The following is a 25915-nucleotide window of genomic DNA, read 5'->3' as shown; positions in this document are numbered from 1 at the left end:
AGGCCGTGAGCGCAGTATCTGTTTCGCAGTCCGGCGTGCGGCCGATCCTTGCCGATGCCGTCGACGTGGCCCGACGTGCGCTCCTGGAGCTGGAGCCGACCGGTGTCGGCGCGCATCTCGGCGTCACCGCCGAGGACGAGACCGCGGCGACCCACCGATTCGAAGCCACGCTGTCCGGTTATCGTGGCTGGCAGTGGGCGGTCGTGGTGGCGGCCCCGCTCGACGCGCGGTACGCGACGGTGAGCGAATCGGCTCTGCTGCCTGGTCCGGACGCGCTGGTCGCACCTGATTTCGTGCCGTGGGAGCAGCGCGTCCGCCCCGGCGATCTGGCGCCCGGTGACCTGCTCGCCCCGCCCGCTGATGATCCGCGGCTGGTGCCCGGCTACGTCGCGAGTGGTGATCCGGCCGTCGACGAGGTCGCGTTGGAAATCGGCCTCGGCCGGACCAAGGTGCTCAGCCGTGAAGGCCGCGAAGAAGCCGCCGAACGCTGGTACTCCGAATACGGCCCCGAAACCGATATGGCCAAAGCCGCCCCCGCCACCTGCGGCCGCTGCGGCTTCTACCTCCCCCTCGCCGGCGCCCTTCGCTCCGCCTTCGGCGTCTGCGGAAACGCCATGGGCGCCGACGGCCACGTAGTCCACGCCGAATACGGCTGCGGCGCGCACTCGGATGTAGAAGTCCCGTCCGGCGGAGGATCGCCGCTGTACGAGGCATTTGACGACGCCGCTTTCGATGTGATTCCGGTAGAGACGCTGCGCAAGTCCACGGAAGCCGCACCGGATGCGGTGACCGAGGATGCCCCGGACACCAGCGAAGCTGCGACCGCCGCCGAACCGACCACGGCCGAGCCGAGCGATCGCGCGGCATCCGATACCGCCGACGAGCCCAGCGACGCAGCGTCGGGCGATGTTGCGACCAGCTCGGTGGAATCGATTGCTGGCGTGTCGGATGACGTTGCTGAGCCGAATGCGCCGGTTGCGCACGATGTCTCGGTGCCTGGCGCGGATAGCGCGGCCAATGCCGGGGCCGTCGAAGATCTGACCGATGATGTCGCTGAGTCAGATGTCGCTGAGTCGACTTCGGTCGAGCCGGGCTTTGGTACATCGAGTGAGCCGCCCAGCGCGGTGGAGCCGGATGTTGCCGCGTCGGGTGATGTTGTGGCCGAGCCGAATTCGGCGGTCGCTGAGGGTTCTGCGATGCAGAGTGTGGGCATCGAGGCAGGTGATGCGGCTGACGCAGCCCGGACTGACGCGATCGCCGAGCCGACCTCCCTGGAGCACGGCACTGCTACGCCGGATATCAGCACTCAGTCGACCAGCGCGGTCGAGTCCGACACCGCGGACCTGCCGGGCGATTCTGCGACAGAGCCGAGCACTTCGGGTGAACCCGATATCGTCGCCCAGGGTGTGCCCGACATGTCCAGCACCGCAGCCACATTCAGCCCTGCCGCTGACGTGGAGCCGAGCCCGGTGATCGAGCCTGCCGCCAACCCGTTGGATGTGGACGACGAGTCGATCAGCGGCGTGGTGTCCGGGGCGGATGCGGCCCAAGGCCCGGCTGACTCGACCCCCGCTCCATCTACCATTGGCGAGGCCGAGCCGAACGACGCGGCTGCCGAGAGCGCAGACTTCGAGGCTACGGCGAGCGCGGACTCGGCAAGCGTCCCCACTTCTGCGGAGCCGACTGCTGAAACTGCTGTGCCGCAGTCGGAATCGGATGCTGGTGGCGCGACTGCGGCCGCCACCGCGCGTGATGCCGCTGGCGCGGCAGTCCACGAGTCGGCGGCGACCATCGGCGTGGAAGGCGGCCTCGCTGCGAGCGAGTCGAGTGTCGACGAGGCTGCGTCGGACGCCGGGGCGGGCGCCGCGGTGACCTCGGGCGTCGAACGCGCGGCTGAGTCGGGCATCGATGCCGCGGGCGAAGCTGAGCCCGTGGTGACAGAACCGAGCATTGAAGCTGCTGGGATGCAGCCGGAATCGGATGCAGACGCGGCCGCTGCGGCGACAGACTTCGCAGACGAAGCCGAAGTTTCAGGTGGCGAGGCGGCCGAGGATTACGGCGTGCGTGCGGGCGAAGCCTCCGCTGTTCGTGGTGAGGCGGCGGATGCAGTCGGCACTGCGGACGATGACGGTGGAGCGGACGATGACGGTGGAGATGTCGACGCCGGCGGCCGGGACGCAGGTGCTGATGGCGAGGCCGGTGGGAGTGGGCCCGGGGCTGCGGCTCGGCCGGAGTTCGGGTCATCGCTGCAGGGGTGAGTGCGGCGGGCGTGGCTGCGGATCCGTTCGGGACGGCGGGGCTGCGGGCGGGGGTACTCGCGGCTTGGCGTGATTCGCCTACTCGGTTGCGGGAGGATGCGGCGACCGAGGCGGATCTGGTGCGCGCGGGGTATCGGAATCGGCTGCTGACCGAATTGGCGCAGAACGCCGCGGATGCGGCGGCCAAGTCCGGTGTGGCGGGCCGAGTGGTGGTGCGTCTTGTCGACGGTGCCGTGCACATCTCGAATACCGGTGCACCGCTGGATCTCTCGGGCGTACACGCGCTGACCGCACTGCGCGCCTCCGGCAAGGCGGACCCGACCGCGAGCGTCGGCCGCTTCGGCGTCGGTTTCACCGCCGTACGCACGGTAAGTGACGAGATCGAGGTCCGCTCGACCACCGGCTCCATCCGGTTCTCCCACGACCTCACCTGGAAAGCCCTGCGCGACAACGCGATCACCATCCCGGACCGCGCCGAAACCTTCACAGCACCCGTCCTGCGCCTGGTCTGGCCGACCGAGGCCACCCCGCCGGCAGGCGCGGACACCGAGATCGTCCTACACCTGCGTCCCGGCATAGATCCCCAACAGCTACTCGCCGCAATGCGTGCCGAAGCCGTCGACCTCCTCCTGGAACTGCCCGCCCTACAGAGCATCCGAATCGGCGACGACGAAATCGCCAGCACCGTCACCGATCTCCGCAACCAAAACCCGCACCGGGACGAGCGAGAAGATCCCCACCCCACGCAGGTCAGTGCGGATTTCGGCGCTGGCGATTCGGATCCGCATGGTCGACACGGCCTGCCAGACGCCAGTGGTGACACCGTCGCGGACCCGAATCGCGTCCGTGCGGACCCGATCGGGCCGCAGTACACCCACGACGTCGAATTCAACAGCACCGATGCAGACCTGAGCACACGCCTACCAACGGGGCCAGGGCTCAGGGAGTTGCGCATCGATGGCCCCGGATCGGAGCGGCGGGTTTGGTGGGAGTACCGAACTGCCCGGGCACGCTGGTTGCTGCCGCTGCGGGATGGCAGGCCGGTGTCCGCCGCACACGATGTGTTGCGCGCCCCCACGCGATCCGACGAGGAGCTGTCGTTACCGGCGCTACTGATCGCCGACATTCCCATGCAGCCGGATCGGCGACGCGTCCTGCCCGGTGCCCGCCTTGCCGAATTCGCCGAGGGCTACGCCGATTTCGCCCGCGCACTTCCGCCGCGGGACCGCCTCGTCCTGGTTCCCACCCCGGGATTCGCCCGCAGTGAGGTCGACGGCATCCTGCGCGAAGCCCTGATCCGTGAACTACAGACTCACCCCTGGCTCCCGGTTGTCACCGCCCGCTCGAAAACCTCGAGCGAAGCCGCCGCACAGTCGGCCTCGGGCGACCCCCGATCAGCCGTTGCGGACCAGGCCTATTCGGTGCGCACGGCCGTTGACAGCGATGCGCTCGGTAGTGAGGACACCGACGTCCGGACTGTCGCGGAAAATTCCGGTAACGAGCGTTCGTCCGAGCTCGAGACAATCGATGACGCGACCGCAGTACCAACGCGAGCAAGCGTATTCACCGGTCTGAGTCCGGAATTGGCCGACCTGCTCGACGACATCGTCGGCCCCCTGGTAGTACCCGAGTTATCAGGGCGCGCACATAGCGAGGCCTTGGGTGTACTGGATGTGCACAGACTGGGACTTGCCCGGCTGGCCGAACTTTCGGGCGGCCTCGAGCGCTCCCCGAAGTGGTGGCAGTCGCTGTATGCCGCGTTGGAGCCATACGTTGTCGATCCGTTGGCCGCCGAGGAACTCGGCGCCGTCGCGGTTCCGCTGGCGGATGGCCGGCTGGTAACCGGTCCGCGCACCGTGGTTCTGGATGATCAGCTCGATGTGGCCATACCGGTGCACTGGGCGCGTTTGGCGCATCCCGAGGCTGTTCATCCGCTTCTCGCGCGACTCGGCGCACGTTCGGCCACCGCCGAGGACCTGTTGAGCGATCCCGGATTACGCTCGGAGCTGGAGGACCAGCCGGGTGATCCCGATACCACCGACGCCGTGCTGCGGCTCGCCGCGTATGCCGATCCGTCGGCACTCCCGTCCTGGCTCGGCCTGCTCGAATTGCCCGACGCCACCGGAGAATTGCTCCCCGCGGACGAATTGCTGCTCCCCGACGCGCCGCTGAGCGCATTGCTGGTGTCGGATTCGCCGTTCGGCACCGTCGCGACGGATCTGGTGGACCGCTACGGTGCCGAGGCGCTGCGTGCCGTAGGCGTCGGCTGGGACTTCAGCATCGTCGTCGAAATCGATCCCACCGGCCCCGACCATCACCTGGACGACGAGGAGCGCTGGTGGTCGGGCCTGCCCGAGGATCCGCCGGAACTGGCCGCCGTCCGCGACCTGGACCTGGTCGACGAGTCATCCTGGCCAGAGGCGCTACGGCAGTTGGCATTCAGTCCGCGCACCCGCAAACTGCTCACCGATTCCGACGGCTACACGGCCTGGTGGTTGCGTAGACACGCGCGCATCAACGGCACCCCCATCGGCCTGCTCCGCCACCCCGCCGACACCGAATTCGCTGGACTGCTCCCCGAATTCGAGTTCTCCGACCTGGAGTCCTTACGCGCGATCCTGGCGAACCCGAATGCCATCACCCAGGAACTGGCCGCCGCACTACTGGACGCGCTCGCGGATCCATCGAAAACCCCTACACCCGGGGTGGTTTCCCGAACCCACGCCCGCCTCGCCGCCGCCGTGGATCATCTCGACTTGACCGAACTCGAACTCCCCGAGCACGTACGCGCCCTGTCTTCGGCAGTTGTCGACCCCAACGACGTGTGGGTACTCGACCAGCCCTGGTTCGGCCTCGCCGTGCCCGCGGATCGCTTGGTAGCAGGCGATGCCGCCACGGCTCCCGCCCTCGCCACCTTGCTCGATCTCCCCATGGTCTCCGATGTGATCACCGCCGAGGTGATGAGCCAGGGACGCCACACCACGTGGTCCGCCGAACCGCTGGGAGTCGTTCTCCGCCAACTGTTCACCCTGCCCGACGAACCAGGCGACCTGGTTCTGCACGAGGACCTCCAGGTCCGGCTGAGCGGCGCCCTGGAATCCGTCGTCTCCGTCCCCTGGTGGCGCGACGGCGCAACCACCCACATCCAAACCCCACACTCAGCCTGACCGCCGGGCCCGAAGGCACACAGCCGTAGAGCCGCGCCCTTGCAGGGGATCCCACCTATGTGCCTACCGAGGATCCCGACATGGCGTGCGAATCATCCAGCATCCGTGCACATGCCCCCTACACCGCGTAGTTCGCAACCATCTCGCTGAGCAGATCGAGTTGCCCGCGCACACTTTCGCTGTCGTCGTCGACCAACCAGCGCAACACGACACCGTCGATCACATTCAAGGTGAAGCGGCTCAGCGTCGGCACCGGCACGGACCATCGGCAACCGGTGGCATCGCGCGCATGGTCGAGGATGTCGGCGACGGTGGTGTCGTTGAATGCGTACTGTTCGCGCGCGATCGCGAGTTTCGCGGGAGTCGATTCTCCTTCGCGTAGCGCATATGTCGTGGTTTCGTAGGTGAGTAGTTGTCGTTCCGGTGTGGCTTCAATGTTGAGCCACATCAGTTCGAGTCCAGCGCGCACCAATTTTTGAAGCGCTTCTTTTCCACTTCCGACGTCTTGCCAAACTGTTTCGTTGGCGTCGACGGAATCGCGTAATTCCATCGACAACGCCTTGACCAGCTCGGTCATCAGCGCATCCTTGTTTTCGAAACAGTAATGCACCACACCGAGTGAAACACCGGCTGCCTGAGCGACATCGCGCGTGGTCACGCCCGCGACGCCCTTTTTCTCGGCAAGGCCGATGGCTGCCTCGATAAGGTGGGCCCGTCGTTCTTCGACGCTCAATCGGGAGGACACCCAAGCGAGTTAAGTCCGCAACTCCGCCACAGTCAATTCGCAGGGCCGAAAAATCTCGACTGGACGATTGTCCAGTTGTGTGGTTCGCTTCAACACGGGATCGAAGGGAGACGCGTATGCCGGTGTCACGCAGAACGGTGCTGGCTCGAACCGCGGCGGGATCGGCCGCGTTCGCGGTGGCCACGGTGCCAGGAGTGACCGCGGCACTCGGCGCACCGGCCCCCGAATCAGGTGGCTACCTAATTGGACTCGGTCTTTCCGATATCACCGGCCCGGCCGCCGAATGCGGAATGATGGGCTATTCACAGTTCGAGCAGCAGACGGCGGGCATCCATCTGCGCCCGCGTGCTCGCGCATTCATCATCGACAGTGGCGCGCGCCGAATCGTGTTCGCGGTAGCGGAGAACGGCATGATTTTCCAGTCGGTGCATCGCGGCGTCATGCTCGAACTCGCGCGCCGCTTCGGTGATCTGTACACCGAACAGAACGTCGTGCTCACCTCGACGCATTCGCATGCGACCTGTGGCGGCTCCAGCAACGATTACGCGTACAACCTGTCGATTCTAGGTTTTCAACAGCAGGTATACGACGCCGAAGTGAACGGCATTGTGGAGGCTATCGCCGCCGCGCATGCGGATCTCGGACCGGGCACGCTTTCGCTGGGTCGCGCCGAACTGCACGACGCAAGTGTCAACCGATCGCGAGTCGCCTTCGAACGCAATCCGGATGTGGATAAACAGCACTTCCCGAATGCCATCGACCCGGCGGTCACCGCGCTGTCATTCGTCAAGGGCGGCAAACAAGTCGGCGCCATCACCTGGTTTGCCACCCACAACACCTCGATGACCAACCAGAATCGACTGATCAGCGCGGATAACAAGGGCTACGCCTCGTTCTCCTATGAACACACCGAGCACGGGGTGCGCTATCTCGATGGTCCGGCCGATTTCATCGCCGCATTCGCGCAGACCAACGCGGGCGATATGTCCCCGAATCTCGATCTGCGACCCGGTTCGGGCCCCACTGAGAACGAGTTCGACAACACCCGCATCCTCGGCGAGCGCCAGTACCACGCATCGAAAACCGCATTATCGAGTGCACAGTCCATCAGCGGTCCGGTCGATTCGATGCTCTGTTATATCGACCTGGCCGATACCGCCGTCGACGGCAGATTCACGCCCGACGGCCAGCCGCGCCACACCGCGCCCGCCGCCGCGGGTGTCTCGCTCATCGCGGGCAGCGTCGAGGACGGTCCGGGTCTGCCGGGTCTCCCGATCCCGGAAGGTGTGCGTAACCCGTTCGTCGATGCACTCGGCGATCCGCGCCAGCCCGCACCGTCCTGGCTCGCGGACGCGCAGGCGCCCAAGGTGATCGTCGTGCCGCTCGGGTTGTTGCCGCCGGTCTCGTGGGTGCCGAATGTGGTGCCGATCCAGATCGTTCGGATCGGTGAGCTGTACTTGGCCTGCGGCGGTGGTGAATTCACCGTTGTCGCCGGATTGCGCATCCGTCGGGCTGTTGCCGCCGCGCTCGGTGTGCCGCTGGAGCAGGTGTTGATGCAGGGCTACGCGAACGCGTACCACGAATACGTCACCACTCCGGAGGAATACGATTCCCAGCAGTACGAGGGCGGCTCAACCCTCTTCGGCCGCTACACATTGCCCGCCTACCAGCAGGAGTTCACACGTCTGGCAACGGCTTTCGCCGCCCGCGGGCAAGTCCCGCGCGGACCGGCTCCACGCGATATATCCAATCTGCAGCCGAACTTCCAACCCGCCGCCGGTCCCGATGCCACACCGTTGGGCCATGGCTTCGGTGATGTCCTGATCCAGCCTGCCGTCTCGTGCGCGCCCGGCGCCCAGGCCGCCGCCGAATTCGTCTCCGCCCACCCCAAACACAACCCCCGCCGCAACGGCACCTTCCTGGAAGTGCAGCGCCGCAACGCATCCGGCGACTGGATCCGCGTCGCCAATGAGGGCGAATGGGCCGTCCGCTTCTACTGGAGCAAGCGCGGACTTGCCGAATCCGTGGCCCGCTTCACCTGGGACATCCCCTCGGACGCCACCCCCGGCACCTACCGCATGCAGCATTTCGCCGACAGTCTGAGCTCCGATGGCACCCTGCACCCCTTCACCGGCACCACCGACGAGTTCGAAGTGAGCTGAGCGGTCAAAGTCCGGTCTGTGCGCCTTTGTCGCCGCGGCGGGCGCCCCGGCGCTGGATCGCGAAGATCGTGTAGCCGAGCAGGCCGACGGCCAGCCCCATCAGACACAGCGGGCGGGCGGATTCCCAGCGGTCGCTGGTCCACACGACGATTGTGGCGATCAGCCAGAGGGCGCTGCCGACCGCGAGTACCGGCCGTGGATCGGTGAAGCGCGGCGGGATCTGCGGGACATTCTGGGTCACAGTCACAGGGTAGCTGCGGGAACAGGCGATCACCGGCCAGCGTGTCCCGTATCGTTCTGCTCTGTGACAACGCCATCGGATGTTCGAGCTCTCGCGGGTGAGCTGTCGCTCGCGGTGGTGCGCTTGACGCGACATCTGCGGGGGCGGCGCGCCGACGCGCAGATCTCGCTGACGCAGCTCTCCGCACTCGCCACCCTGCACCGGGAAGGGGCGATGACGCCGGGTGCGTTGGCCGCCAAGGAGCGCGTACAGCCACCATCGATGACGCGCGTGATCGCCTCACTCACCGATCTGGAATTGGTGGAGCGCAAGCCGCATCCGACCGATGGCCGCCAGATCATTGTCTCGCTCTCGGATGCGGGCCGCGCACTGATCGCCGATGAAACCAGCGCCCGCGAAGCCTGGATGACCGAACAGCTCTCGACCCTCACCGACGAGCAACTGGTCGTGCTGACCCGCGCCGTCGGCATCATGAAGCAACTCGTCGACGACTCGGAGTAACTGACTCGGAGTAACCGTCCCGTCCCGGGCCCTGGTTGCTAGCGAGGTACGTAGCCGCCGCGGGCGTATTGGGCGCCGAATGGTTGGTCGCTGTCCACGATTTCGCGACCGAGGGTGAACAGCGAGATCGGGATGAGTTTGAGGTTCGCCCAGCCGAAGGGGATGCCGATGATCGAGATGAACAGCGGGATGCTGGTGAACAAGTGGCCCAGCGCCAGCCACCAACCGGCGACGATGAACCAGATGATGTTGCCGATCATCGATCCGACACCCGCGGAAGGCTTTTCGACCGTGGTGCGTCCGAATGGCCAGAGCACATAGGTCGCGATCCGGAACGAGGCGATACCCCAGGGGATCGTGATGATCAGAATGCAGCAGATGATGCCCGCCAGGATGTAGCCGAGCGCCATCCAGAACCCGACAAATACGAGCCATAGGATATTGAGCACCAGCTGAATCGGCTTCATGAATCAAGCATGCCAGGCCACCTCGCATCGGACATCACTCCGGAGTACGAGGTGGACTCAGGGATATCCCCGATCGGCAGCAGCGGTGGCCATGGCGGTACGTGCGGCCAGAGATCAATCCTTGCGCATCCAGGCGAGCATGATCCGTACCTCGCGGAGTCGCCAGCCCGCCGAGGTCCGCGCTGCCGTGCCGGCCAGTCGGAGCCCGCCGGTTTGGTGCGGGGGTTTGCCGTCGCGGTAGTAGTACACGAGCGAGTTCGCTGAGGCCGCGGCCTGGTCGCCGTCGACATTCACCAGCAGATCGGTGGTCGTGTGCTGAGCGAGCTCACCCTCGACCTGAGACTGTCGAATGAAGTCGGCGACCTTGTCGATGCCTCGGACTTGGATTCGCGGCGAGTGGACCGCCACATCGTCGGTGAAGACAGTGTCGACATCCTCATATCGCACCTCGTCGAGCAGGCGGGCGAAGCGAGTGAACAAGTCGGCGATTTCGATGCGGTCGGCGATCAGAGTGTCCGTGGACGTGGACATGACATCCTCTTTCATTGGTATTGCCAACATTGGCATCGCCAACTATACGAGGTTTTGTTGGTTGCGCCAATGAAGTCTGGTGATGTCGTGGATCACACCGCACGCCTGACGTTGAAGCCGTCGGCTGCTCACCCCGTTGGCAGCGCACGCGCACTGGTCGGCGTCCGACCGCTTCGGCGAAGTGGGCTACCGCATCCTGGCTGCGCTCGACGAGTTCGGACCGGCAGTCACGCTCAGAAGAACCAGCCGAGCACCGCATCTCGCTCCGCGCCGAATGCCTCATCGAGGTTGCGTAGTTGCACCGCGTCCTTGGCTTGCAGGCGATTGGCGGCAGCGAAGACCCGCGCCGGGTACACGCCGAGGTACATAGAGGCCAGGACGTCGATGCCGAGTTCGAAGTCGGGTGGTCGGGTGGTCGGTGTGCATTCGGCAATGCCGTCGCGCACCGTGAGTGCGAAGGTGCCGCCCGCGTTGCGGAACGGATCCTGCACTGCGAAAACGACATCGAGGTCGCGCAGGTATGAGCGAGCAGTCAGGGCGGCGGGAACATCCATGAGCCGCAACCACAAATCGTCGAAGCGCGCCTTCGTACGCACCAGTCGGTGATCAGTGAGCAGATACGGGAGCGGATCGTTATCGGTGATCGCCGCCTCGACGTGACTGCACAGCTCCAACCCGAATAGCGCCCGCCACAACGCGATTTGCGCTTCCGGGGTCACCGCGCGCATCTCCTCGACCACCGCTGACTTGCCTTGTTCGCGGCGGTGATAGCGATACAGCACATAACCGTCCGGGTGCAGGAATGCGAAGAGCTCGGTGCCGCCGTCGCGGAACGCGGGCGAATCGGCGAGGTCCATCTGCCAGCGGGCTTCGGGTCGTGCCTGCGCACCGGGCACCAAGCGCCGCCACCGGTCGTAGATCGCCCGCACCGCCTCGCCCGCATCGGCCATGGTGCTGAGCACCACACCACCAGGGTTGGGTGCGGACGGCAGGAATTCGATGAACCGCCGATCGATCGAGACCGCGTTCTGCCGAATTGTCGGCCCGTAGCCGAACCGGCCGTAGATGGCGCCCTGACTCGCGGTGAAGATGGTCAACGGGAGCCCAGCGGCCTCGGTGCGCCGATGCTGCTCGGTGTAGATAGCCCGCAGAATTCCGCGCCGTCGGTGCGTCGGCGCAACCGCGACCCCGGCGATCCCGCAGGCCTCGACCGTGCGCTCCCCGGGCACCGTCAGTGTCATCCGAGTGGACCTGGCATGCCCGACGACACGCCCCGCGTCGATGGCGACGATCGCTTCCTCGGTCGGAAAGACCTGCGCCCGCAATTGCGCATATTCCGGTTCGCTGCGCATCCCGAATGCGGTATCGCCGAGCAATTGAATGTCCGCCACGTCATCGTCGGTGGCCGACCGAATGGTGATGCCGGGTATCAGCGTCATCCTTCGACGATCGCACGCCCCCATTCCGCCCGCACTCGAATTTCCACTGTCGCAGACGCTCCGTACACCTCACACACCGACTCGCCACGTAACTCGCCGATGTCCGTGCACGAAGGTCTGCGTCAGGAAAGGCCACCGGTGTCCGGGGAAGCGTCGGGGGACGGCAGGATGTAGCGGTGGCTGATGTGATCGATATCGACGATCCCGCTGATCCGCGGGTCGATGACTTTCGCGATCTGAAGTCGGCGGATCGGCGGCCGGATCTGCCGGGGCGCAAGGGGTTGGTGATCGCGGAGGGGGTGGTGGTCGTCCAGCGGATGTTGGGTTCGCGGTTTCGGCCGAGTGCGTTGCTCGGGGTGGAGAAGCGGCGGGCCGAACTCGCGCAAGAGCTGGCGCGGATCGACGTGCCGTTCTACCGGGCGAGCGCCGAGGTGATGGCGGAGGTGGTCGGATTCCATCTCAATCGCGGGGTGCTCGCGGTGGCGCGCAGGCCCGCGGAATTGAGCGTGCACGACGTCATCGAGCGGGCCCGCACGGTCGCGGTGTTGGAGGGCGTGAACGATCACGAGAATCTCGGCTCGATGTTCCGGAATGCGGCCGGACTCGGCGTCGAAGCGATTTTGTTCGGCGATCGGTGCGCCGATCCGCTGTATCGGCGCGCGGTGCGAGTGTCGATGGGGCATGTGCTGCGGGTGCCGTTCGCGCAACTGCCGAAATGGCCCGAGGGGCTGGATGTGTTGCGGAGCAACGGGTTCCAGATCATCGCGCTCACCCCGAACCCGGCTGCGGTGAATTTGGCTACGGCGATGACCGGGGAGCGGGTGGCGCTGCTGCTCGGCGCGGAGGGGCCCGGATTGACCGAGGAAGCCATGCGGGCCACCGATATTCGTGCCCGCATCCCGATGTCACCAGGCACCGATTCGCTCAATGTGGCGACCGCGGCCGCCATGGCGTTCTATGAGCGGGTGAGGACGTCATGAGGGGGATCCTGTCGTGAGTTACTTCCCGAACGGGGCGTACCGGCCCTATCAGCCGGACCAGGATCCGACACCGTGGGCCGCTGGACTCACCGTCGCGACCATGGTCGCGCTGCTGACGGCCGTCGCGGTGTACGCCTTCGGATCGGCACTGGCGGAAGTGCATCCGCTGCTCGCGATCCTGGTCAACCTCGTCGCGGTCGGCGGCGCCGCTCCCACGGCCTGGCGCTGGCGCCTCGCCCCCGTGACCCGCTGGGTAATCGGTGGGGGCGTGGCCGGCGTGTTGCTCGGCTGGCTGGTCCTGATCATCGGCGGCCTGTCGAGCTAGTGCCGCGTTCAGATAGCTCCTGCCGTATCGAGCCTTGGTTCGGAGAGTTCCATCGAACGCAGTCGAATGGTGGTCGCCCACGCCGCATCGACCGCCACATCACTACGCTCGGCGAACAGCCGGAGCGGGTGGCGCGGCAAGCTATCTAGGACTAGGCACTAGCAGTACTCGTCGACCCCGCTCACGACTTCGCCTCGCGGGCGCTCGGGCTCCGTCGCGTGCCGCAGCGCGCTGGGCTGATGGTTCACTCGCTGACGTTCGCTCACGAGACGCGATCCTTGCCGCGCAGCCAGTGGAGCAGACCTCGTCTCGGTTTCGCGTCGCCGTTCTGCTCTGCCAGCGGGATCAGGTCGGCGGGGTCGGGCGCTTGGCCCTTGGGGTAGAGGGTGAATCCACATACCGCGATATCGCCTGGTACCAGCGCACCTTCGGGGGTGGCGGCGCGGTAGGTGAACCCGAGCCATTCGTTATTGGCGGCGTCGGCGAAATCGGGTGGGTCGAAGGGGAGGGTCTGCGGGTCGGGCAGTTCGCCCGCCTGCCACCGCACCGGATGGTCACCGGCCCAAAACGAACGTTCCCACACCAGCGGAAGGCCGTCGTCTTCCAGGATGTTCACCCGCGTGGAGCTGAACGAGCGCCGGAATTCGCCACGCTCCCAATGGGCGAATGCGCCCCAGCCGTGATGCGCGTCGAACGAGATCAGATAGGTGTGCTCCGAGGCGAGTGGGCGAACCAGCAACTCCGGCAGCGCTGTCGGATGCGCCCGCGCGGCCTGTGCCGAGCACATCACCGTGACCCCGGGATAGCAGCCGATGTACACCTCGTCGGCATCCGGTCCGGCGCAACCGCCCAGCGTGCCGACCATGATCGGCATGACATCGCGGTCCGTGTGCAGCTGTTTCGCCAGTGCGAGCGCGGCTTCGGGATCCGGGTCGTGGTTCGCGCGGAGTACCGCCAACGGATCCTGTGCGTCGACGTACCAGATAGACGAAGCCTTGGACAGCATTTCCGGCACCTCCCGATGGTTGCACCAAACCAGCTCCGCAAACTCTGAGCAACCCACGGCGTCCTCTAGCAACTCCCGCTACCGTGAACCACCCGACGTCGACTTATCAAGTTGTCGACACACCGAAAATCTACCCGCACTGCCGTGCCGACGTCCCCCCTTCCGCATTCGAACACGCCCGCAGCCCCAAGAAATTCGCAGCGACCAATCCCCCGCGCGACCGGAATCAAGATCAGGTGGCACCTATCGCACCACCACCCGGCTCGGCCCCAACGACTTCCATCCAACAACCCCTCCGATCAACTCGACGGTGCTGTTGCAATCACCCCTTGAACCCGAGCGAGAAGCCCCCCGCCATCAGCTCCACCTGATCTTGATCAGGTGATCGCGCCACAGTTCAAGCCGTTGCGCGGATCGTCGGGCTTGTCCGGGTCCCGCGTCAGCGCGGTGGTGTCGTAGCAGACGGCGGAGGCGTTCGGGCCGATGTTCTCCTCGGCCGCTGTGCCTGAAGACGGGATGTGCCTGAAGACGGGGTGTGCCTGAAAATCGGGTGCCTGAACCCGGCAGCCCGAAGTGGGCTATATCCGACGTACTTATCGCCGCCAGATGTGCGGACCCAACTGTTCCTGGATTTGCCGACTACGCCCTGACCGCTCTCAAAATGGCCGACGCCCGGTATCCGGCTCCGGAGGCCTCGCACCGAGACTTCGGCAAACACCCCGAAACCCCAGCGTGGGAATGAAACTCAGTGCCCTGAGCTACGCACCCCGAGCAACACATCCTCCCAAGACGGCATCGGCGCCTTCCCCCGCTTGGTCCGAGCCGCCTTCGCGGGCACCTTCTTCGCCGCTTCGTCCGAAGCAGCGGGCTTAGCGGCAGGCTTCGAAGCCTTGGCTGGGGTAGCGGCGGGCGCGGCCGGGACAGCGGCGGGCGCGGCCGGGGCGGTGCCCGCAGCAGCCGGAGCGCCACCGGCGGCGGGAGCCGTATTCGTCCCCGCGGTGACCGAAGCGGAACCGCTCGCGGCCGGAATGGCATTCGTGCTCGCGGCGGCCGGGATCGCGGCCGCCGCACCACCGGCGCTGACCGGCGTATTGCTACCACCGGCCACGACGGAACGCTGCTCGTAGTACTCGTCCAACGTCGGCTGGGTCCGGGCAGCCGGACGTGCGGGTGCCGCTGCGGCCTCGCGGGCTGGACGCGCCTCGGCCGGACGAGTTTCCACCGACTGGGTCTCTACCGGCGGTTCGGGCGCCGCCGGCGCCTCGATCTCCGCCTGCGGCGGCAGGATGGTGGCGAGCCCGCGCAGGGCACGGCCGAAGTCGGGATCGATCAGATCCGAGGCCGGATCGTCGAGCGGGGAAACCGAGCCGCCGTGCGCGTCGGGCTGGTAGCGCCAATGCGCCGCGATCTCGGAACGGCCGTTCTGCCATTGCAATTGCGCGACCCAGAAGCCCTTTTCGTCCTTCCAGGCATCCCACTCGGCATTCTCGAGCGTGTGCCCGCGCTCGGTGAACGCGGCGGTGACGATATCGATCAGGATTTCCACGGCCGGACCGTCGGCGCGCACCGGATGCGCCTTCTGCGCGAGTTCGGCGGCGCGGGCCCGTTCCAGCAGCACCGGATAGGCGAATCGCTCCACGCGACTCAGCGGCATACCGGATTCTTCGGTGACCTGTTCAACGGATGCCCCGGCACGGATACGAGCTTGAATATCGCGGGGACGCATAGTTGCTTCCATCTCGATCTCAATCTGGCCGAATCGGGCAAGGTCTCCGCGTGCCGCGGCTCGAAGCTTGTCGTCGGCGGGCAGCCGGTACTTGGTGCCGGTCTCGGTGTCGATGCACACGATGTGCGTGGAGTCGGGCGTCACCCCGATCACTCGAAGTTCACGCACCGTTACCTCCTTATCGCGTCGGCTCGCGACACCGCCCACTTTCCGAAACAGTAGTGCACTACTGATGATCTCGAGGCAAGACACGCGGGGCGGAAATCTGCGAAAGACCCTCCGCGCCCCGCTAATCTGCTCTATTCAACTCGCAGCGCTACAAGAAACAGCGTGTCGAAAGTGGGCGTGTCGCAATAACCGAGCTCGATTTACCCCAGCTTTTCGACAACCCAGTCGATGCTACGCGTCAGCTGCGAAACATCCTCGGGGTCGATGGCGGGGAACATGCCGACGCGCAGCTGGTTGCGGCCGAGCTTGCGGTAGGGCTCGGTGTCCACGATTCCATTGGCGCGCAGCACCTTGGCGACGGCGGCCGCATCGACCGAGTCGGCGAAGTCGATGGTGCCCACGACCTGTGAGCGGTGCGCCGGATCGGCGACGTACGGGGTGGCGAAGGAGCTCGACTCGGCCCAGGAGTACAGCCGCGACGAGGAATCCAGCGTCCGCTTGACCGCCCAGTCCAGCCCGCCGTTGCCGTTGATCCACTCGATCTGGTCGGCGAACAGCAGCAGGGTGCCGAGTGCGGGGGTGTTGTAGGTCTGGTCCTTGGTGCTGTTGTCGATCGCGATCGGCAGCGAAAGGAAGTCCGGAGTCCAGCGACCCGAGGCCTTGATCTCCTCGACCCGGGCCAGCGCGGCCGGGCTCATCAGCGCGACCCACAGGCCGCCGTCGGAGGCAAAGCACTTCTGCGGCGCGAAGTAGTAGACGTCGGCATCGGTGATGTTGACCGGCAGACCGCCCGCGCCGGAGGTGGCATCGATGGCGATCAGCGCGTTCTCCGAACCCGCCGGACGCTGCACCGGGATCGAAACACCGGTGGAGGTTTCGTTGTGCGCCCACCCGATGAGGTCTGCCGACGGGTCCGAAACCGGCTCGGGCGCACTGCCCGGCTCCGCCGAGACCACGATCGGATCGCCGATGAACGGGTTGCCCTTGGCCACCGCGGCGAACTTCGAGCTGAACTCGCCATTGGTCAGGTGCAGCGAGCGCTCGCGGATCAGGCCGAAGGCGGCGGCATCCCAGAACGCCGTGGTGCCACCGTTGCCGAGCACCACTTCGTAGTCGTCGGGCAGCGCGAAAAGTTCGCGCAGGCCGCCGCGCACGCGCGCGACCACATCCTTGACCGGCTTCTGCCGGTGACTGGTTCCGAACACTGAGGCGCCGACGGATACCAGAGACTGCAACTGCTCCGGGCGCACCTTGGAGGGGCCACAGCCGAACCGTCCGTCGGCGGGCTTGAGATCGTCGGGAATGATCGGGAACTCAGCGGTCATGGCCAACAGGGTAGACGGTGGTAATGCTGTGACTCTGACCACACTCCGGCTAACGTTATCGCCTATGAACCTTGCGTCGGCTAACTCCGGGTGGCGAGCACGTAGCAGGGGGCCGCGGAACTTTGGATTGCGCGCGGGTGCGTTATCGAATTCGCAGCGGCGCGAATTGCTCATTCACGGCGTGATGGGCACGGCGACCATCCTCGGTGTGCGTCCGCGACGCAGCGAACCCGGACACGTTTTCTGGGTTCGAGTGCAGGTAGAAGGCGCGCTGCCATACGAGGCCCGGGTGCGGCAGCGGATGCGCGAGGACGACCTGGAGTGGATGCAGCCCGGTGATGTGGTCGGCTGCCGGGTCGATCCGGGCGATCGCGACCGCGTGGTGCTCTACGTGCCCGATATCGCCGAGACCGGCCGGGCGAGCATTTCGAAGATCCTCGCCGACGGCCGCCGCGCCGATGCCACCGTGCTCGCCGCCGCACCGGTCGCCGCCGACTACGCCGGGCGCGACGACCCGGTGCTGCGACTGGATCTCGAACTGCGCGCCTGGGACGAGGTGAAACCCTGGCGCGTGCGCCTGATCCAACCGATACCGCTGGCCGCGATCGGCCTCGTCGATCTCGGCCAACACCTCGAGGTGGCCTTCTTCACAGTCGACCGCGGCGAATCCGTCGCGGTCGACTGGCTTGCCTCCCTCGGCGAGGATTAGCGAGGCGGCTCGATGTTCGAGCCGCCATTTCGCTAACTCTTGGCTTTCACGCGGGCCAGTGCGTGTCCGGTGAGTGCGATGAGCGCGGTCTTGGCGGATTCTCGATCCCTTGCGTCGATCATCATCACCGGAACGTCGGCCGATAGCGAGAGGGCATCGCGGATGGCCTCCTCGGGAAACTTGGGGGCACCTTCGAATTCGTTGACCGCGACCAGGAACGGTAGTCCGAGTTCTTCGAAATAGTCGACCGCGGCGAAACTTTCGTCCACCCGACGGGTGTCGACCAGCAGGATGGCGCCGATCGCACCGAGGCTCAGGTCGTCCCACATGAACCAGAACCGGTGCTGGCCCGGAGTACCGAACAGGTACAACACCAGATCGTCGTTCAGAGTGATCCGGCCGAAATCCATGGCCACCGTGGTGGTGGTCTTATCCGGGACCCCTGAAGTGTCGTCGATTTCGGAGCTCAGATCGGTCATCAGCGCTTCGGTTTTCAGCGGAACGATATCCGAAACCGCGCCGACCAGCGTAGTTTTGCCGACCCCCATCTCGCCGGCTATCACGATTTTCGCCGAGACCGCGCGGGACGTGGTTTCGGGTGGTGCTTGTTCAGGTGCGGTCATCGAACATCCTCGGCTGCAAGGGGTTTCAACTTACCAGTGGCTCTTCCGTCACGTACCCCCCGCTGATACCGGTTCAATCCTGTGCGGATCGCTTCCGGGTCGCGGCGCGTGCTCGCCGCAGATTCCGTTGCCGCCGACCCCGACTCGGCCCCACCCGGCACCAACTGATTCCCTGGATCTCGTTTCGGTAGCCCGGACGTTGTCCTTTCCGTGATCGTGGCATCCGCCGCCCGCTGTGCCGCGGACCAGCCTTCATCCGCCGCCGAATGCCAATTGTCCAAAACCGGTAGCTCCCCTGTAGTCGGATCAGCCAACCACGCCGACATCATGCCGGCGAAAATCGGCGTCGCCGCTTCCCCCTTGGTGGGCTGCGCGGATCCGTTCGACGGGGATTCCGGCGAATCCGCTTCTTCGGATTGGAAGAACGAGGTCGTCTTGGTCACCCGATCCTGCGGACCGGTCGGGGAACCCGAATCGGCCACGCTAGCCGACGGCGTCGGCGCTGCGGACACCGCGGTTGTGCTCGCAGGCTTCGCGGCGGCCCCGCCCGCTTTGCGACGCCCCTTGCGATTGACTCCCGGAACCCGTTTCGGCAGACCATAACTGGTGATCACCGGCGGTGCCGCGGGGGCATCGGCCTCCGGTTCGGCGGGCTTGGGTGCCGCTGACAGCGGCGCACCGATCCGACGTGCCGCAGGCTCGGCCTTGGCCGCGACCGCCTTGGCCGCGGGCTTGGCAACATCCGCGCCTGCCTCGGCCTTCGCCTTGGCAAGACCCTCGCCGGCCTCGGCCTTCGCCCTGGTACCGAGCGTGTCCCGATGCACCGGAATCAACGGCTTCAGCGTCGCCGGATCCTGCGAATCCTGCGACGGCACCTCGATCAGCGCCGGCGGAATGTGCAGGCTCGCGGTGATTCCCGGGCTGAGCGCACGATCGTGGGTCCGGCGCAGCCGAACCGTGATGCCGTGGCGCTCGGCGAGTTTGCCGACGACGAACATGCCCATCTGCCGCGTCGTCGCGACGGTGACCACGGTCGGCACCGCCAACCGCTCGTTGATCTCGTTCAGTTCGTTGGCCACGATGCCGATGCCCTCATCGACGACCTCGATGAGCAGGCCGCCCTCGGAGGTCCGGCTGTAGGCGAAGGTGACATCGCTATCGGGCGGTGACGCCCGCAGCGCGTTCTCCAACATCTCTGCGATCAGATGCACCACATCGGTAGCCGCGATGCCCGCGACCCAACCATCGGGTGTGGCACCGGATTTGACCCGCTGATAGTCCTCGACCTCGGAGACCGCAGCGCGCAGAATATCGCGCACCTCGACCGGTCCGGACCGGTCGTGCCGTGACCGCGTTCCGGCCAGCACCAGCAGATTGGCGCTATTGCGCCGCATGCGCGCGGCCAGGTGATCGAGCCGGAAGAGGTGGCCGAGTCGCTCGGGGTCCTTCTCCTCGAATTCGAGCGCCTCGATCATGCTGAGCTGGCGATCCACCAGCGTCTGGTTGCGTCGCGCCATGGTCTCGAACATGTCGTTGACCTGATCGCGCAGCAGTTGCTGCTGTGCGGCGAGTTTGAGTGCCTGAGTGTGCAAACCGTCTACGGTGCGGGCGATTTCGCCGATCTCCTCACCGGTGTGCACCGGCACCGGTTTCACCTCGATGTCCTCGAGTTGGGCGCCGCGCATGATCCGCTCGACCTCACTCGGAAGGTCCTTATCGGCAAGTTCGCTGGCACCCGCCCGCAGCCTGCGCAGCGGCTGCAGCAGCGAGTGCGCGACCCACAGCGCGAGTGCGAGCGCCGCGATCACGGTCCCGAGCACGACCAGTGAGGCCTGCACGGCCGCGGATCGGGACTCGGCGACCTTGTCGTCGACATCATGGATAACGCCCTGCACGATCTGGCGCGTCAATCCGGTGAAGACATCGCGGGATTCGATGGCCAGCCGCCGCAACTCCACCAGGTCGACGACGTGGGTGCGCATCGCGACATCGATCATGTCCTTGAGCACGGCGTTATTCGGCCGCACCACCCGATCGAGGTCGGGCTTGGCGGCGGGCATTACCCGTTCGATCGCTTCGCCCATGGCCAGGATGCGTCCCTGCGCGGTTTGAAAACTCTCGGCCTGAGATGGCTGTTGGATCGCCGATATGGCTGCCATCAGCCAGTTGAAGCCCTCGACCTTGCCAGCTAGCACATCGGAGAGCTGCGCCTTCGCGGCAACGACCGAGCTGACGCCGATCGGGGTGAGCAATTTGTCCACGGTGCCGATGGCATCGGCGACGATCGCGTTGTTGAGCTCGATGGCCTTCACCGGATCGCCGCCGCCCTTACCGCCGGAGCGGATGACCTCGCTGGTCGCGGTCATCTGCTTCAGCGCTCTGGCGACCGACGCGTCGATGCCCTTGCGTCCGGCGCGCACCGTGGCTTCGGTAATAGCCGTTGACAATTCGACCAGGTCCTGGTCGGTGGTGGTGCCATAGACCTGCCCACCGGCGACGGTCGAGGCCGCCGATTCGAGTGCGGTGATCGCCGGAATATCGGAGATGCGATCGGCCGCACTGTCGTATTCGGAGTAATCGCGGAAGAAGACCGTCAGGCGCAGACCGCCGAGCAAAATGGCCGCGGCCAGTGGAAGCGCAACGGCCGCGCCGACTTTCCAGCGGACTCGCCATTGCTCGAGATTCCGCCATCGAGTGTGCGCGAAGATTCCCTGCGCCACCCTACATACCGCCTTCCGCTCGGATCCGGCCGATCCGGTCATCTCGCGCTGGCGAAATGCCCGGTGCACGGCCGAAATCCGTCTCACCTTTGTTTTTTCGAGCGACCGTCAGGCGGTCGGCTGACGTCGGGACACCAGTCAGCATCGGTACCATACTGGCTTGCCGCCGAGGGTTGCGCGTTATTGGCGCGATCGCAGGGGCGTGCACTCCATACCGTAATAATTGCACCCCGGGGTTCACCGGCACGATGGTGCGCCGAGCCCGACTACGGGCGGCAACGGGGCTCAGAGATGGACAAAGGTGAACCCCGCAGATCGCAGCGCGGGCAGCGCCGCGGTCATCCCGGCGGCCGTTCCGGAATTCGGTCTGTGCATATGCGCCAGCGAGATCGTGCCGGGCGCGGCGGCTTTCATCGCATTCTGCACCCGTGCCGCGCTCGCGGTGGCGCCGTAATCTGCATTGATGCTGAAACCGACTGGCCGCTCACCCAATTCGTTGACGATCGCGACCGCGACGTCGTCATAGTGCGCGGTACCCGCGCGAAAGAACCGCGGCGGTTTGCCGAGCAGCTTGGTGAGCCGCTCGTGATTGGCCCAGACCTCGTCGACGGCCTCCTGCGGCGAGCCGGTGCCCGGGATTTCGTAGGCGGCCCGGCCGGTTACCGAGAGCGGCTTATGTGCCACACCGTGATTGGCCAGCTCGAACAGCGGATTGGCGGCCAATTGCACGGCGCGATCGGGATTCGCGTCGATCCAGCGTTTATTGAGGAAGAGCGTGGCCGGAATCTGCTGGGAGATGAGCAGATTCAGCAATGTCTCATCGATATCGTTGTTGCCGGGGCCGCCGCACGCGTCGAAGGTGACCGCCATCTGTTTGCCGGTCGCCGCGAAAGTGCTTGTGATGCCGTCCATCTTCATGCCCCACTGGGTCGGTTGCGCACCCGCGTGCCGGGCGGCCACCGCCGCGGGGGAGTTGGCCGCGGGCACCTGCTGCAAGGGAGATCTCGGAATGGCTTGCACGTCAACGGCGTTCGCGGCGGTGGTCGTTCTCGACTGCGCGCCAGTCGTATTGCTCTTATCGGTACTGCAACCAGCGACGAAAGCCGCAGCCGCGGCACCGAATCCGATCAGTCGCCGCCGCGACACATTCCTATCCAGCATTCCCCGTTAACTCTCTCTCACAGCTTCCCCCGGATGCTACGCGAGCCGGACACCGTGGTGGGCATGAGAACCCACCGCGACATCCGGCTCGCGGAAGCGCTATTCAATTGTGGTTTGAATCACACGTGCGCGATGGTGGACCAGCCGGCGACGTCCTGCGGCTGGCGCGGGCCGGGACCGGTGTAGATGGCAGCCGGGCGGACCAGCTTGCCCAGCTGCTTCTGCTCCAGGATGTGGGCACACCAACCGGCAGTGCGGCCACAGGTGAACATCGCGGGCATCATGTGCGCCGGGACCTCGGCGAAGTCGAGGATGACCGCCGCCCAGAATTCGACATTGGTCTCGATGGCGCGGTCCGGACGGCGCTCGCGCAGTTCGGCGAGCGCGGCCTGCTCGAGCGCGGCGGCGACCTCGAAGCGCGGGGCGTTCAGGCGCTGCGCGGTGGCGCGCAGCACACGCGCCCGCGGATCCTCGGCCCGGTAGACCCGGTGGCCGAAGCCCATCAGCTTTTCCTTGCGGTCCAGGATGCCCTTGACCAAAGCGCGTGCGTCACCGGACTTTTCGACGGCCTCGATCATCGGCAGCACGCGAGCGGGCGCACCGCCGTGCAGCGGACCCGACATCGCGCCGATCGCACCGGACAGCGCCGCGGCGACATCGGCGCCGGTCGAGGCGATAACCCGGGCGGTGAAGGTGGAGGCGTTCATGCCGTGCTCGGCCGCGGAAACCCAGTAGGCATCGATGGCCTCGGTGTGCCGCGGATCCGGATCGCCCTTCCAGCGGGTCATGAACCGTTCGGTCACCGTGGTGCATTCGTCGATCTTCTGCTGCGGCACGGCGGGCTGGTATATGCCGCGCGCGGACTGCGCGACATAGGACAGCGCCATCACCGAGGCGCGCGCCAGATTCTCCCGCGCGGTCTCGTCGTCGATATCCAGCAGCGGCTGGTAGCCCCAGATCGGGGCGAGCATGGCGAGTCCGGCCTGCACGTCGACGCGCACGTCACCGGTGTGCACCGGCAGCGGGAATGGTTCCGCGGGCGGCAGGCCGCGACCGAATTCACCGTCTACCAGCAGTGCCCACACATCGCCGAAGGTCACCCGCGAGCCGACCAGGTCCTGGATATCGACGCCGCGATAACGCAGCGCGCCGCCGTCCTTATCGGGTTCGGCGATATCGGTGGTGAATGCCACCACGCCTTCCAGGCCGCTGACGAAATCAGGGGGTACGGCGGTTTGCCCGCTGGGCACCGCATGGCTGGTAGTCATTCTGTGACTCTCCTTGCACTTCGGTTCGTTATCCGTAGCGACTGCCTGCAGGTCGCTCGAAAGGACCAGCAGCGACTGGCTCGCAGGTCGCTGGAAAAGGCCTGTTCTCGTCGAGGAGGGTGTGGCTCGCCGAGCACATGCCGATCAACAAAACCTTAGCTCCCTGCTACCGCGGAGTAACGTCTGGCCCATGCGTGACCTGGACAATTCATCTCTCGGTCAGGAAATGGCCGCAAACGATCGGGTGCTTTTCCCGGCGAGCGATTTGGCCGCCATGCGAGTCGACTACGGCGGCATGCCATTCGGCAGCGGTGAGGACACCGATCTGGACGAAACCTGGCTGGCAGGCGGCTGGGAGCCGCTGCTTCGGCACTGGATCGAACAGGCCACCGCGGTCGGCATCGCCGAGCCGAATGCCATGGTGGTCGCGACTGTGGCACTCACCGATATCGGGCCGCGTCCGGTCGCCAGGACGGTGCTGTGTAAAGGCCTCTCGCCGGAAGGTGTGACTTTTTACACGAATTACGACTCGGCCAAGGGCAACCAGCTGGCTGGTGTCCCATTCGCCGCCGCGACCTTCGTCTGGCCCGCACTGGGTCGACAGGTGCACGTGCGCGGGCCGGTCGAGCAGGTTTCCGCCGAGACAACCGCCATTTACTGGCGTTCCCGGCCACGCGATTCGCAGTTGGGCGCCTGGGCCTCGCGCCAGTCCCGGCCGATCGCCTCGCGCGCCGAACTCGATCGCACGCTGGCCGAGAGCACGGCCCGCTTCGCCGAGGTGGACGAGATCCCGGTGCCGCCGCACTGGGGCGGCTATCTGATCCGCCCCGACGAGGTGGAGTTCTGGCAGGGCCGCCGGGGTCGGCTGCACAACCGGATCCGGGTACGGGTCAGCGGCGACGTCATGACGGTCGACCGACTACAACCCTAGAAAGCCCACCCGTCACCCGGCCACCACCCGTCATCGAATCGCTCCGCGATGCTGTATCTGTATCGTCAGACCCCAACATTGTTGGGCTGCTGACCGACTCATTACGCTGCGATCGGTGAAACTGCTCGCCGACACCACCCCCCTGCGCTATCCCGAGTTCCGACGGCTGTGGACCAGCAACATCGTCACCGTCGTCGGTTCGCAGTTGGCCGTGGTGGCCGTGCCGCAGCAGATATTCGAGATCACCGGCAGCTCCGGCTATGTCGGTCTGGCCGGACTGTTCGGCCTGGTCCCGCTGATCGTGTTCGGTCTGTGGGGCGGTGCGCTGGCCGATGTGATGGACCGGCGCAAACTCATGCTCATCACCAACTGCGGCACCGGCGTGACCGCAGTCGCCTTCTGGGTGCAGGCCGCGGCCGGACTCGAGAGCGTCTGGATTGTGCTCGGCCTTTTCGCCGTACAGCAGGCGCTGTTCGCGGTGAATCAGCCGACGCGCAGCGCCGCAATTCCGCGGCTGCTGCCCACCGAACATCTGGCCGCCGCCAGTGCGCTAAGCATGACCGTGCAGCAGACCGGCGCCATTGCCGGACCCGTGCTCGCGGGTGTGCTGATCCCCGTTGTCGGCCTGTCGACCCTGTATCTGATCGACGCGATCGCGCTGCTCGCCACCATCTGGGCGGTGTGGCGGCTGCCTGCCATCCCACCGACCGGAACCGCGCGAAAGGCCGGATTCCGCACCGTCCTGGACGGTTTCGCCTATCTGGCGACGCAGCGCATCCTGCTGGCCTCCTTCGTGGTCGATGTGATCGCCATGGTCTTCGGCATGCCGCGGGCGCTCTACCCGCAGATCGCGCATGAGACTTTCGGCGATCCGGCAAGCGGCGGCGTCGCGCTCGGTCTGCTGTTCGCCTCGATGTCGGTCGGGGCGGTGCTGGGTGGGGTGTTCTCCGGTTGGATCTCGCATGTGCGCCGCCAGGGGCTTGCGGTGGTGGTTTGCATCGGGCTGTGGGGGCTGGCGATGGTCGGCTTCGGTGTGGCCGTCGGCTGGACCGGGCACGGCCTCGGCGTCGGGCCGGGACTGTGGATCGCATTGGCCTGCTCGGCCTTCGGCGGCGCGGTCGATATGGTTTCGGCCGCGCTGCGCATCGCCATGTTGCAGACGGTCACCACCGACGAGATGCGCGGTCGTCTGCAAGGGGTCTTCATCGTGATCGTCGCGGGCGGTCCGCGCATCGGTGATGTTGCCCACGGTTTTGCCGCAGCGAGCTTGGGTACGGCGGTGGCCGCGGCGGGCGGCGGTGTGCTGGTCGTTATCGGGGTGGTGCTGGCTGCGCTCGTGTTCCCGGCCTTTGTGCGCTATCGCGTGGCCAGATCGCAGTCGGTGACCGTGCCGGGATGAGTCATAAACCTCACCTGAGCAGAAGTTGTTTGTGAGGTCGGCCGGTGGGCACCCTCGTTCTCG

General features: G+C 66.1%; 21 protein-coding genes. 9 read left to right on the top strand and 12 right to left on the bottom strand.

Going from position 1 to position 25915, the window contains the following annotated elements; all coding sequences use genetic code 11:
* Positions 1–5 precede the first annotated feature (5 nt).
* Positions 6–2258 (top strand): DUF3027 domain-containing protein, encoded by a 2253-nt coding sequence (locus ACIBI6_RS35925; protein ID WP_396959403.1) that lies wholly within the window; start codon positions 6–8, stop codon positions 2256–2258.
* Entirely contained in the window at positions 2255–5425 is a 3171-nt protein-coding gene (locus tag ACIBI6_RS35920) for a sacsin N-terminal ATP-binding-like domain-containing protein (protein ID WP_396959401.1), read from the top strand. Before ACIBI6_RS35925 ends, ACIBI6_RS35920 begins: the two co-directional genes overlap by 4 nt.
* Positions 5426–5543: 118 nt before the next feature.
* Here the strand turns inward: ACIBI6_RS35920 and ACIBI6_RS35915 are convergent, their stop codons facing one another.
* Entirely contained in the window at positions 5544–6170 is a 627-nt protein-coding gene (locus ACIBI6_RS35915; RefSeq protein ID WP_396959399.1) for a TetR/AcrR family transcriptional regulator, read from the bottom strand.
* 116 nt (positions 6171–6286) lie between these two features.
* Between ACIBI6_RS35915 and ACIBI6_RS35910 the strand changes: the two genes are divergently transcribed.
* Entirely contained in the window at positions 6287–8332 is a 2046-nt protein-coding gene (locus tag ACIBI6_RS35910) for a neutral/alkaline ceramidase (protein ID WP_396959397.1), read from the top strand.
* A 4-nt stretch (positions 8333–8336) separates the two neighbouring features.
* Here ACIBI6_RS35910 and ACIBI6_RS35905 read toward each other — a convergent pair whose 3' ends face one another.
* Positions 8337–8573, bottom strand: a complete 237-nt coding sequence (locus tag ACIBI6_RS35905) for a DUF2530 domain-containing protein (RefSeq protein WP_364347110.1) — start codon at positions 8571–8573, stop codon at positions 8337–8339.
* 63 nt (positions 8574–8636) lie between these two features.
* Here ACIBI6_RS35905 and ACIBI6_RS35900 point away from each other — a divergent pair, with 63 nt between their 5' ends.
* Positions 8637–9074, top strand: a complete 438-nt coding sequence (locus tag ACIBI6_RS35900; RefSeq protein WP_364347112.1) for a MarR family transcriptional regulator — start codon at positions 8637–8639, stop codon at positions 9072–9074.
* A 38-nt stretch (positions 9075–9112) separates the two neighbouring features.
* Here the strand turns inward: ACIBI6_RS35900 and ACIBI6_RS35895 are convergent, their stop codons facing one another.
* The 3 genes from ACIBI6_RS35895 to ACIBI6_RS35885 all read right to left on the bottom strand — a co-directional run bounded on the left by ACIBI6_RS35895 (position 9113) and on the right by ACIBI6_RS35885 (position 11511).
* A complete protein-coding gene (locus ACIBI6_RS35895; protein WP_396959394.1) occupies positions 9113–9541 on the bottom strand; it encodes a YccF domain-containing protein in 429 nt (142 codons plus the stop codon).
* A 114-nt stretch (positions 9542–9655) separates the two neighbouring features.
* A complete protein-coding gene (locus ACIBI6_RS35890) occupies positions 9656–10072 on the bottom strand; it encodes a nuclear transport factor 2 family protein (RefSeq protein WP_396959392.1) in 417 nt (138 codons plus the stop codon).
* Positions 10073–10305: 233 nt separating this feature from the next.
* Positions 10306–11511: a GNAT family N-acetyltransferase gene (locus ACIBI6_RS35885; protein ID WP_364347118.1), complete on the bottom strand. Its 1206-nt coding sequence runs from the start codon at positions 11509–11511 to the stop codon at positions 10306–10308.
* Positions 11512–11687: 176 nt separating this feature from the next.
* Between ACIBI6_RS35885 and ACIBI6_RS35880 the strand changes: the two genes are divergently transcribed.
* Both ACIBI6_RS35880 and ACIBI6_RS35875 read left to right on the top strand, forming a co-directional pair.
* Complete coding sequence (locus tag ACIBI6_RS35880) at positions 11688–12491, top strand: TrmH family RNA methyltransferase (protein ID WP_396959389.1); 804 nt, start codon at positions 11688–11690, stop codon at positions 12489–12491.
* A 13-nt stretch (positions 12492–12504) separates the two neighbouring features.
* Positions 12505–12816: a DUF2537 domain-containing protein gene (locus ACIBI6_RS35875; protein ID WP_396959387.1), complete on the top strand. Its 312-nt coding sequence runs from the start codon at positions 12505–12507 to the stop codon at positions 12814–12816.
* A gap of 262 nt (positions 12817–13078) precedes the next feature.
* Here ACIBI6_RS35875 and ACIBI6_RS35870 read toward each other — a convergent pair whose 3' ends face one another.
* The 3 genes from ACIBI6_RS35870 to serC all read right to left on the bottom strand — a co-directional run bounded on the left by ACIBI6_RS35870 (position 13079) and on the right by serC (position 17041).
* Positions 13079–13822, bottom strand: a complete 744-nt coding sequence (locus ACIBI6_RS35870) for a DUF6928 family protein (protein ID WP_364347124.1) — start codon at positions 13820–13822, stop codon at positions 13079–13081.
* Between the two features lie 745 nt (positions 13823–14567).
* Complete coding sequence (gene sepH / locus ACIBI6_RS35865; RefSeq protein WP_396959384.1) at positions 14568–15716, bottom strand: septation protein SepH; 1149 nt, start codon at positions 15714–15716, stop codon at positions 14568–14570.
* Between the two features lie 200 nt (positions 15717–15916).
* The gene (gene serC / locus ACIBI6_RS35860) at positions 15917–17041 is read right to left on the bottom strand and encodes a phosphoserine transaminase (protein WP_364347129.1); all 1125 of its coding nucleotides are present in this window, start codon (positions 17039–17041) and stop codon (positions 15917–15919) included.
* 184 nt (positions 17042–17225) lie between these two features.
* On the opposite strand from serC, the gene ACIBI6_RS35855 reads away from it, so the two are divergent.
* Positions 17226–17750 carry a hypothetical protein gene (locus ACIBI6_RS35855; RefSeq protein ID WP_364347131.1) on the top strand — a complete coding sequence of 175 codons (525 nt, stop codon included), beginning with the start codon at positions 17226–17228 and terminating at the stop codon, positions 17748–17750.
* A 32-nt stretch (positions 17751–17782) separates the two neighbouring features.
* Here ACIBI6_RS35855 and ACIBI6_RS35850 read toward each other — a convergent pair whose 3' ends face one another.
* From ACIBI6_RS35850 to ACIBI6_RS35835, 4 genes are all read right to left on the bottom strand, one after another.
* On the bottom strand, positions 17783–18373 hold the full coding sequence (locus ACIBI6_RS35850; RefSeq protein WP_364347133.1) for an ATP/GTP-binding protein: 591 nt from the start codon (positions 18371–18373) through the stop codon (positions 17783–17785).
* Positions 18370–21093 (bottom strand): ATP-binding protein, encoded by a 2724-nt coding sequence (locus tag ACIBI6_RS35845; protein WP_396959381.1) that lies wholly within the window; start codon positions 21091–21093, stop codon positions 18370–18372. Before ACIBI6_RS35845 ends, ACIBI6_RS35850 begins: the two co-directional genes overlap by 4 nt.
* Positions 21094–21378: 285 nt before the next feature.
* Positions 21379–22239: a polysaccharide deacetylase family protein gene (locus ACIBI6_RS35840; protein WP_364347137.1), complete on the bottom strand. Its 861-nt coding sequence runs from the start codon at positions 22237–22239 to the stop codon at positions 21379–21381.
* A 134-nt stretch (positions 22240–22373) separates the two neighbouring features.
* Entirely contained in the window at positions 22374–23522 is a 1149-nt protein-coding gene (locus ACIBI6_RS35835) for a citrate synthase 2 (RefSeq protein ID WP_364347139.1), read from the bottom strand.
* Between the two features lie 190 nt (positions 23523–23712).
* On the opposite strand from ACIBI6_RS35835, the gene pdxH reads away from it, so the two are divergent.
* Both pdxH and ACIBI6_RS35825 read left to right on the top strand, forming a co-directional pair.
* A complete protein-coding gene (gene pdxH, locus ACIBI6_RS35830; protein WP_396959378.1) occupies positions 23713–24453 on the top strand; it encodes a pyridoxamine 5'-phosphate oxidase in 741 nt (246 codons plus the stop codon).
* Positions 24454–24568: 115 nt separating this feature from the next.
* Positions 24569–25852 (top strand): MFS transporter, encoded by a 1284-nt coding sequence (locus ACIBI6_RS35825; RefSeq protein ID WP_364347143.1) that lies wholly within the window; start codon positions 24569–24571, stop codon positions 25850–25852.
* Positions 25853–25915 lie beyond the last annotated feature (63 nt).

This window comes from Nocardia sp. NPDC050412 (assembly GCF_044458825.1).
Classification (GTDB): Bacteria; Actinomycetota; Actinomycetes; order Mycobacteriales; family Mycobacteriaceae; genus Nocardia.
The sequence above is the reverse complement of the archived record's forward strand: the minus strand, read 5'-3'. Positions and strand labels throughout refer to the sequence as shown.

Bases quoted from the DNA above. Each gene is read 5' to 3' on its own strand.
- ACIBI6_RS35850 (WP_364347133.1), bottom strand. From the start codon at position 18,373: ATGACCGCACCTGAACAAGCACCACCCGAAACCACGTCCCGCGCGGTC.
- pdxH (WP_396959378.1), top strand. From the start codon at position 23,713: ATGCGTGACCTGGACAATTCATCTCTCGGTCAGGAAATGGCCGCAAAC.
- ACIBI6_RS35855 (WP_364347131.1), top strand. From the start codon at position 17,226: ATGGGCACGGCGACCATCCTCGGTGTGCGTCCGCGACGCAGCGAACCC.
- ACIBI6_RS35870 (WP_364347124.1), bottom strand. From the start codon at position 13,822: ATGCTGTCCAAGGCTTCGTCTATCTGGTACGTCGACGCACAGGATCCG.
- ACIBI6_RS35885 (WP_364347118.1), bottom strand. From the start codon at position 11,511: ATGACGCTGATACCCGGCATCACCATTCGGTCGGCCACCGACGATGAC.
- ACIBI6_RS35895 (WP_396959394.1), bottom strand. From the start codon at position 9,541: ATGAAGCCGATTCAGCTGGTGCTCAATATCCTATGGCTCGTATTTGTC.
- ACIBI6_RS35890 (WP_396959392.1), bottom strand. From the start codon at position 10,072: ATGTCCACGTCCACGGACACTCTGATCGCCGACCGCATCGAAATCGCC.
- ACIBI6_RS35835 (WP_364347139.1), bottom strand. From the start codon at position 23,522: ATGACTACCAGCCATGCGGTGCCCAGCGGGCAAACCGCCGTACCCCCT.
- ACIBI6_RS35910 (WP_396959397.1), top strand. From the start codon at position 6,287: ATGCCGGTGTCACGCAGAACGGTGCTGGCTCGAACCGCGGCGGGATCG.
- serC (WP_364347129.1), bottom strand. From the start codon at position 17,041: ATGACCGCTGAGTTCCCGATCATTCCCGACGATCTCAAGCCCGCCGAC.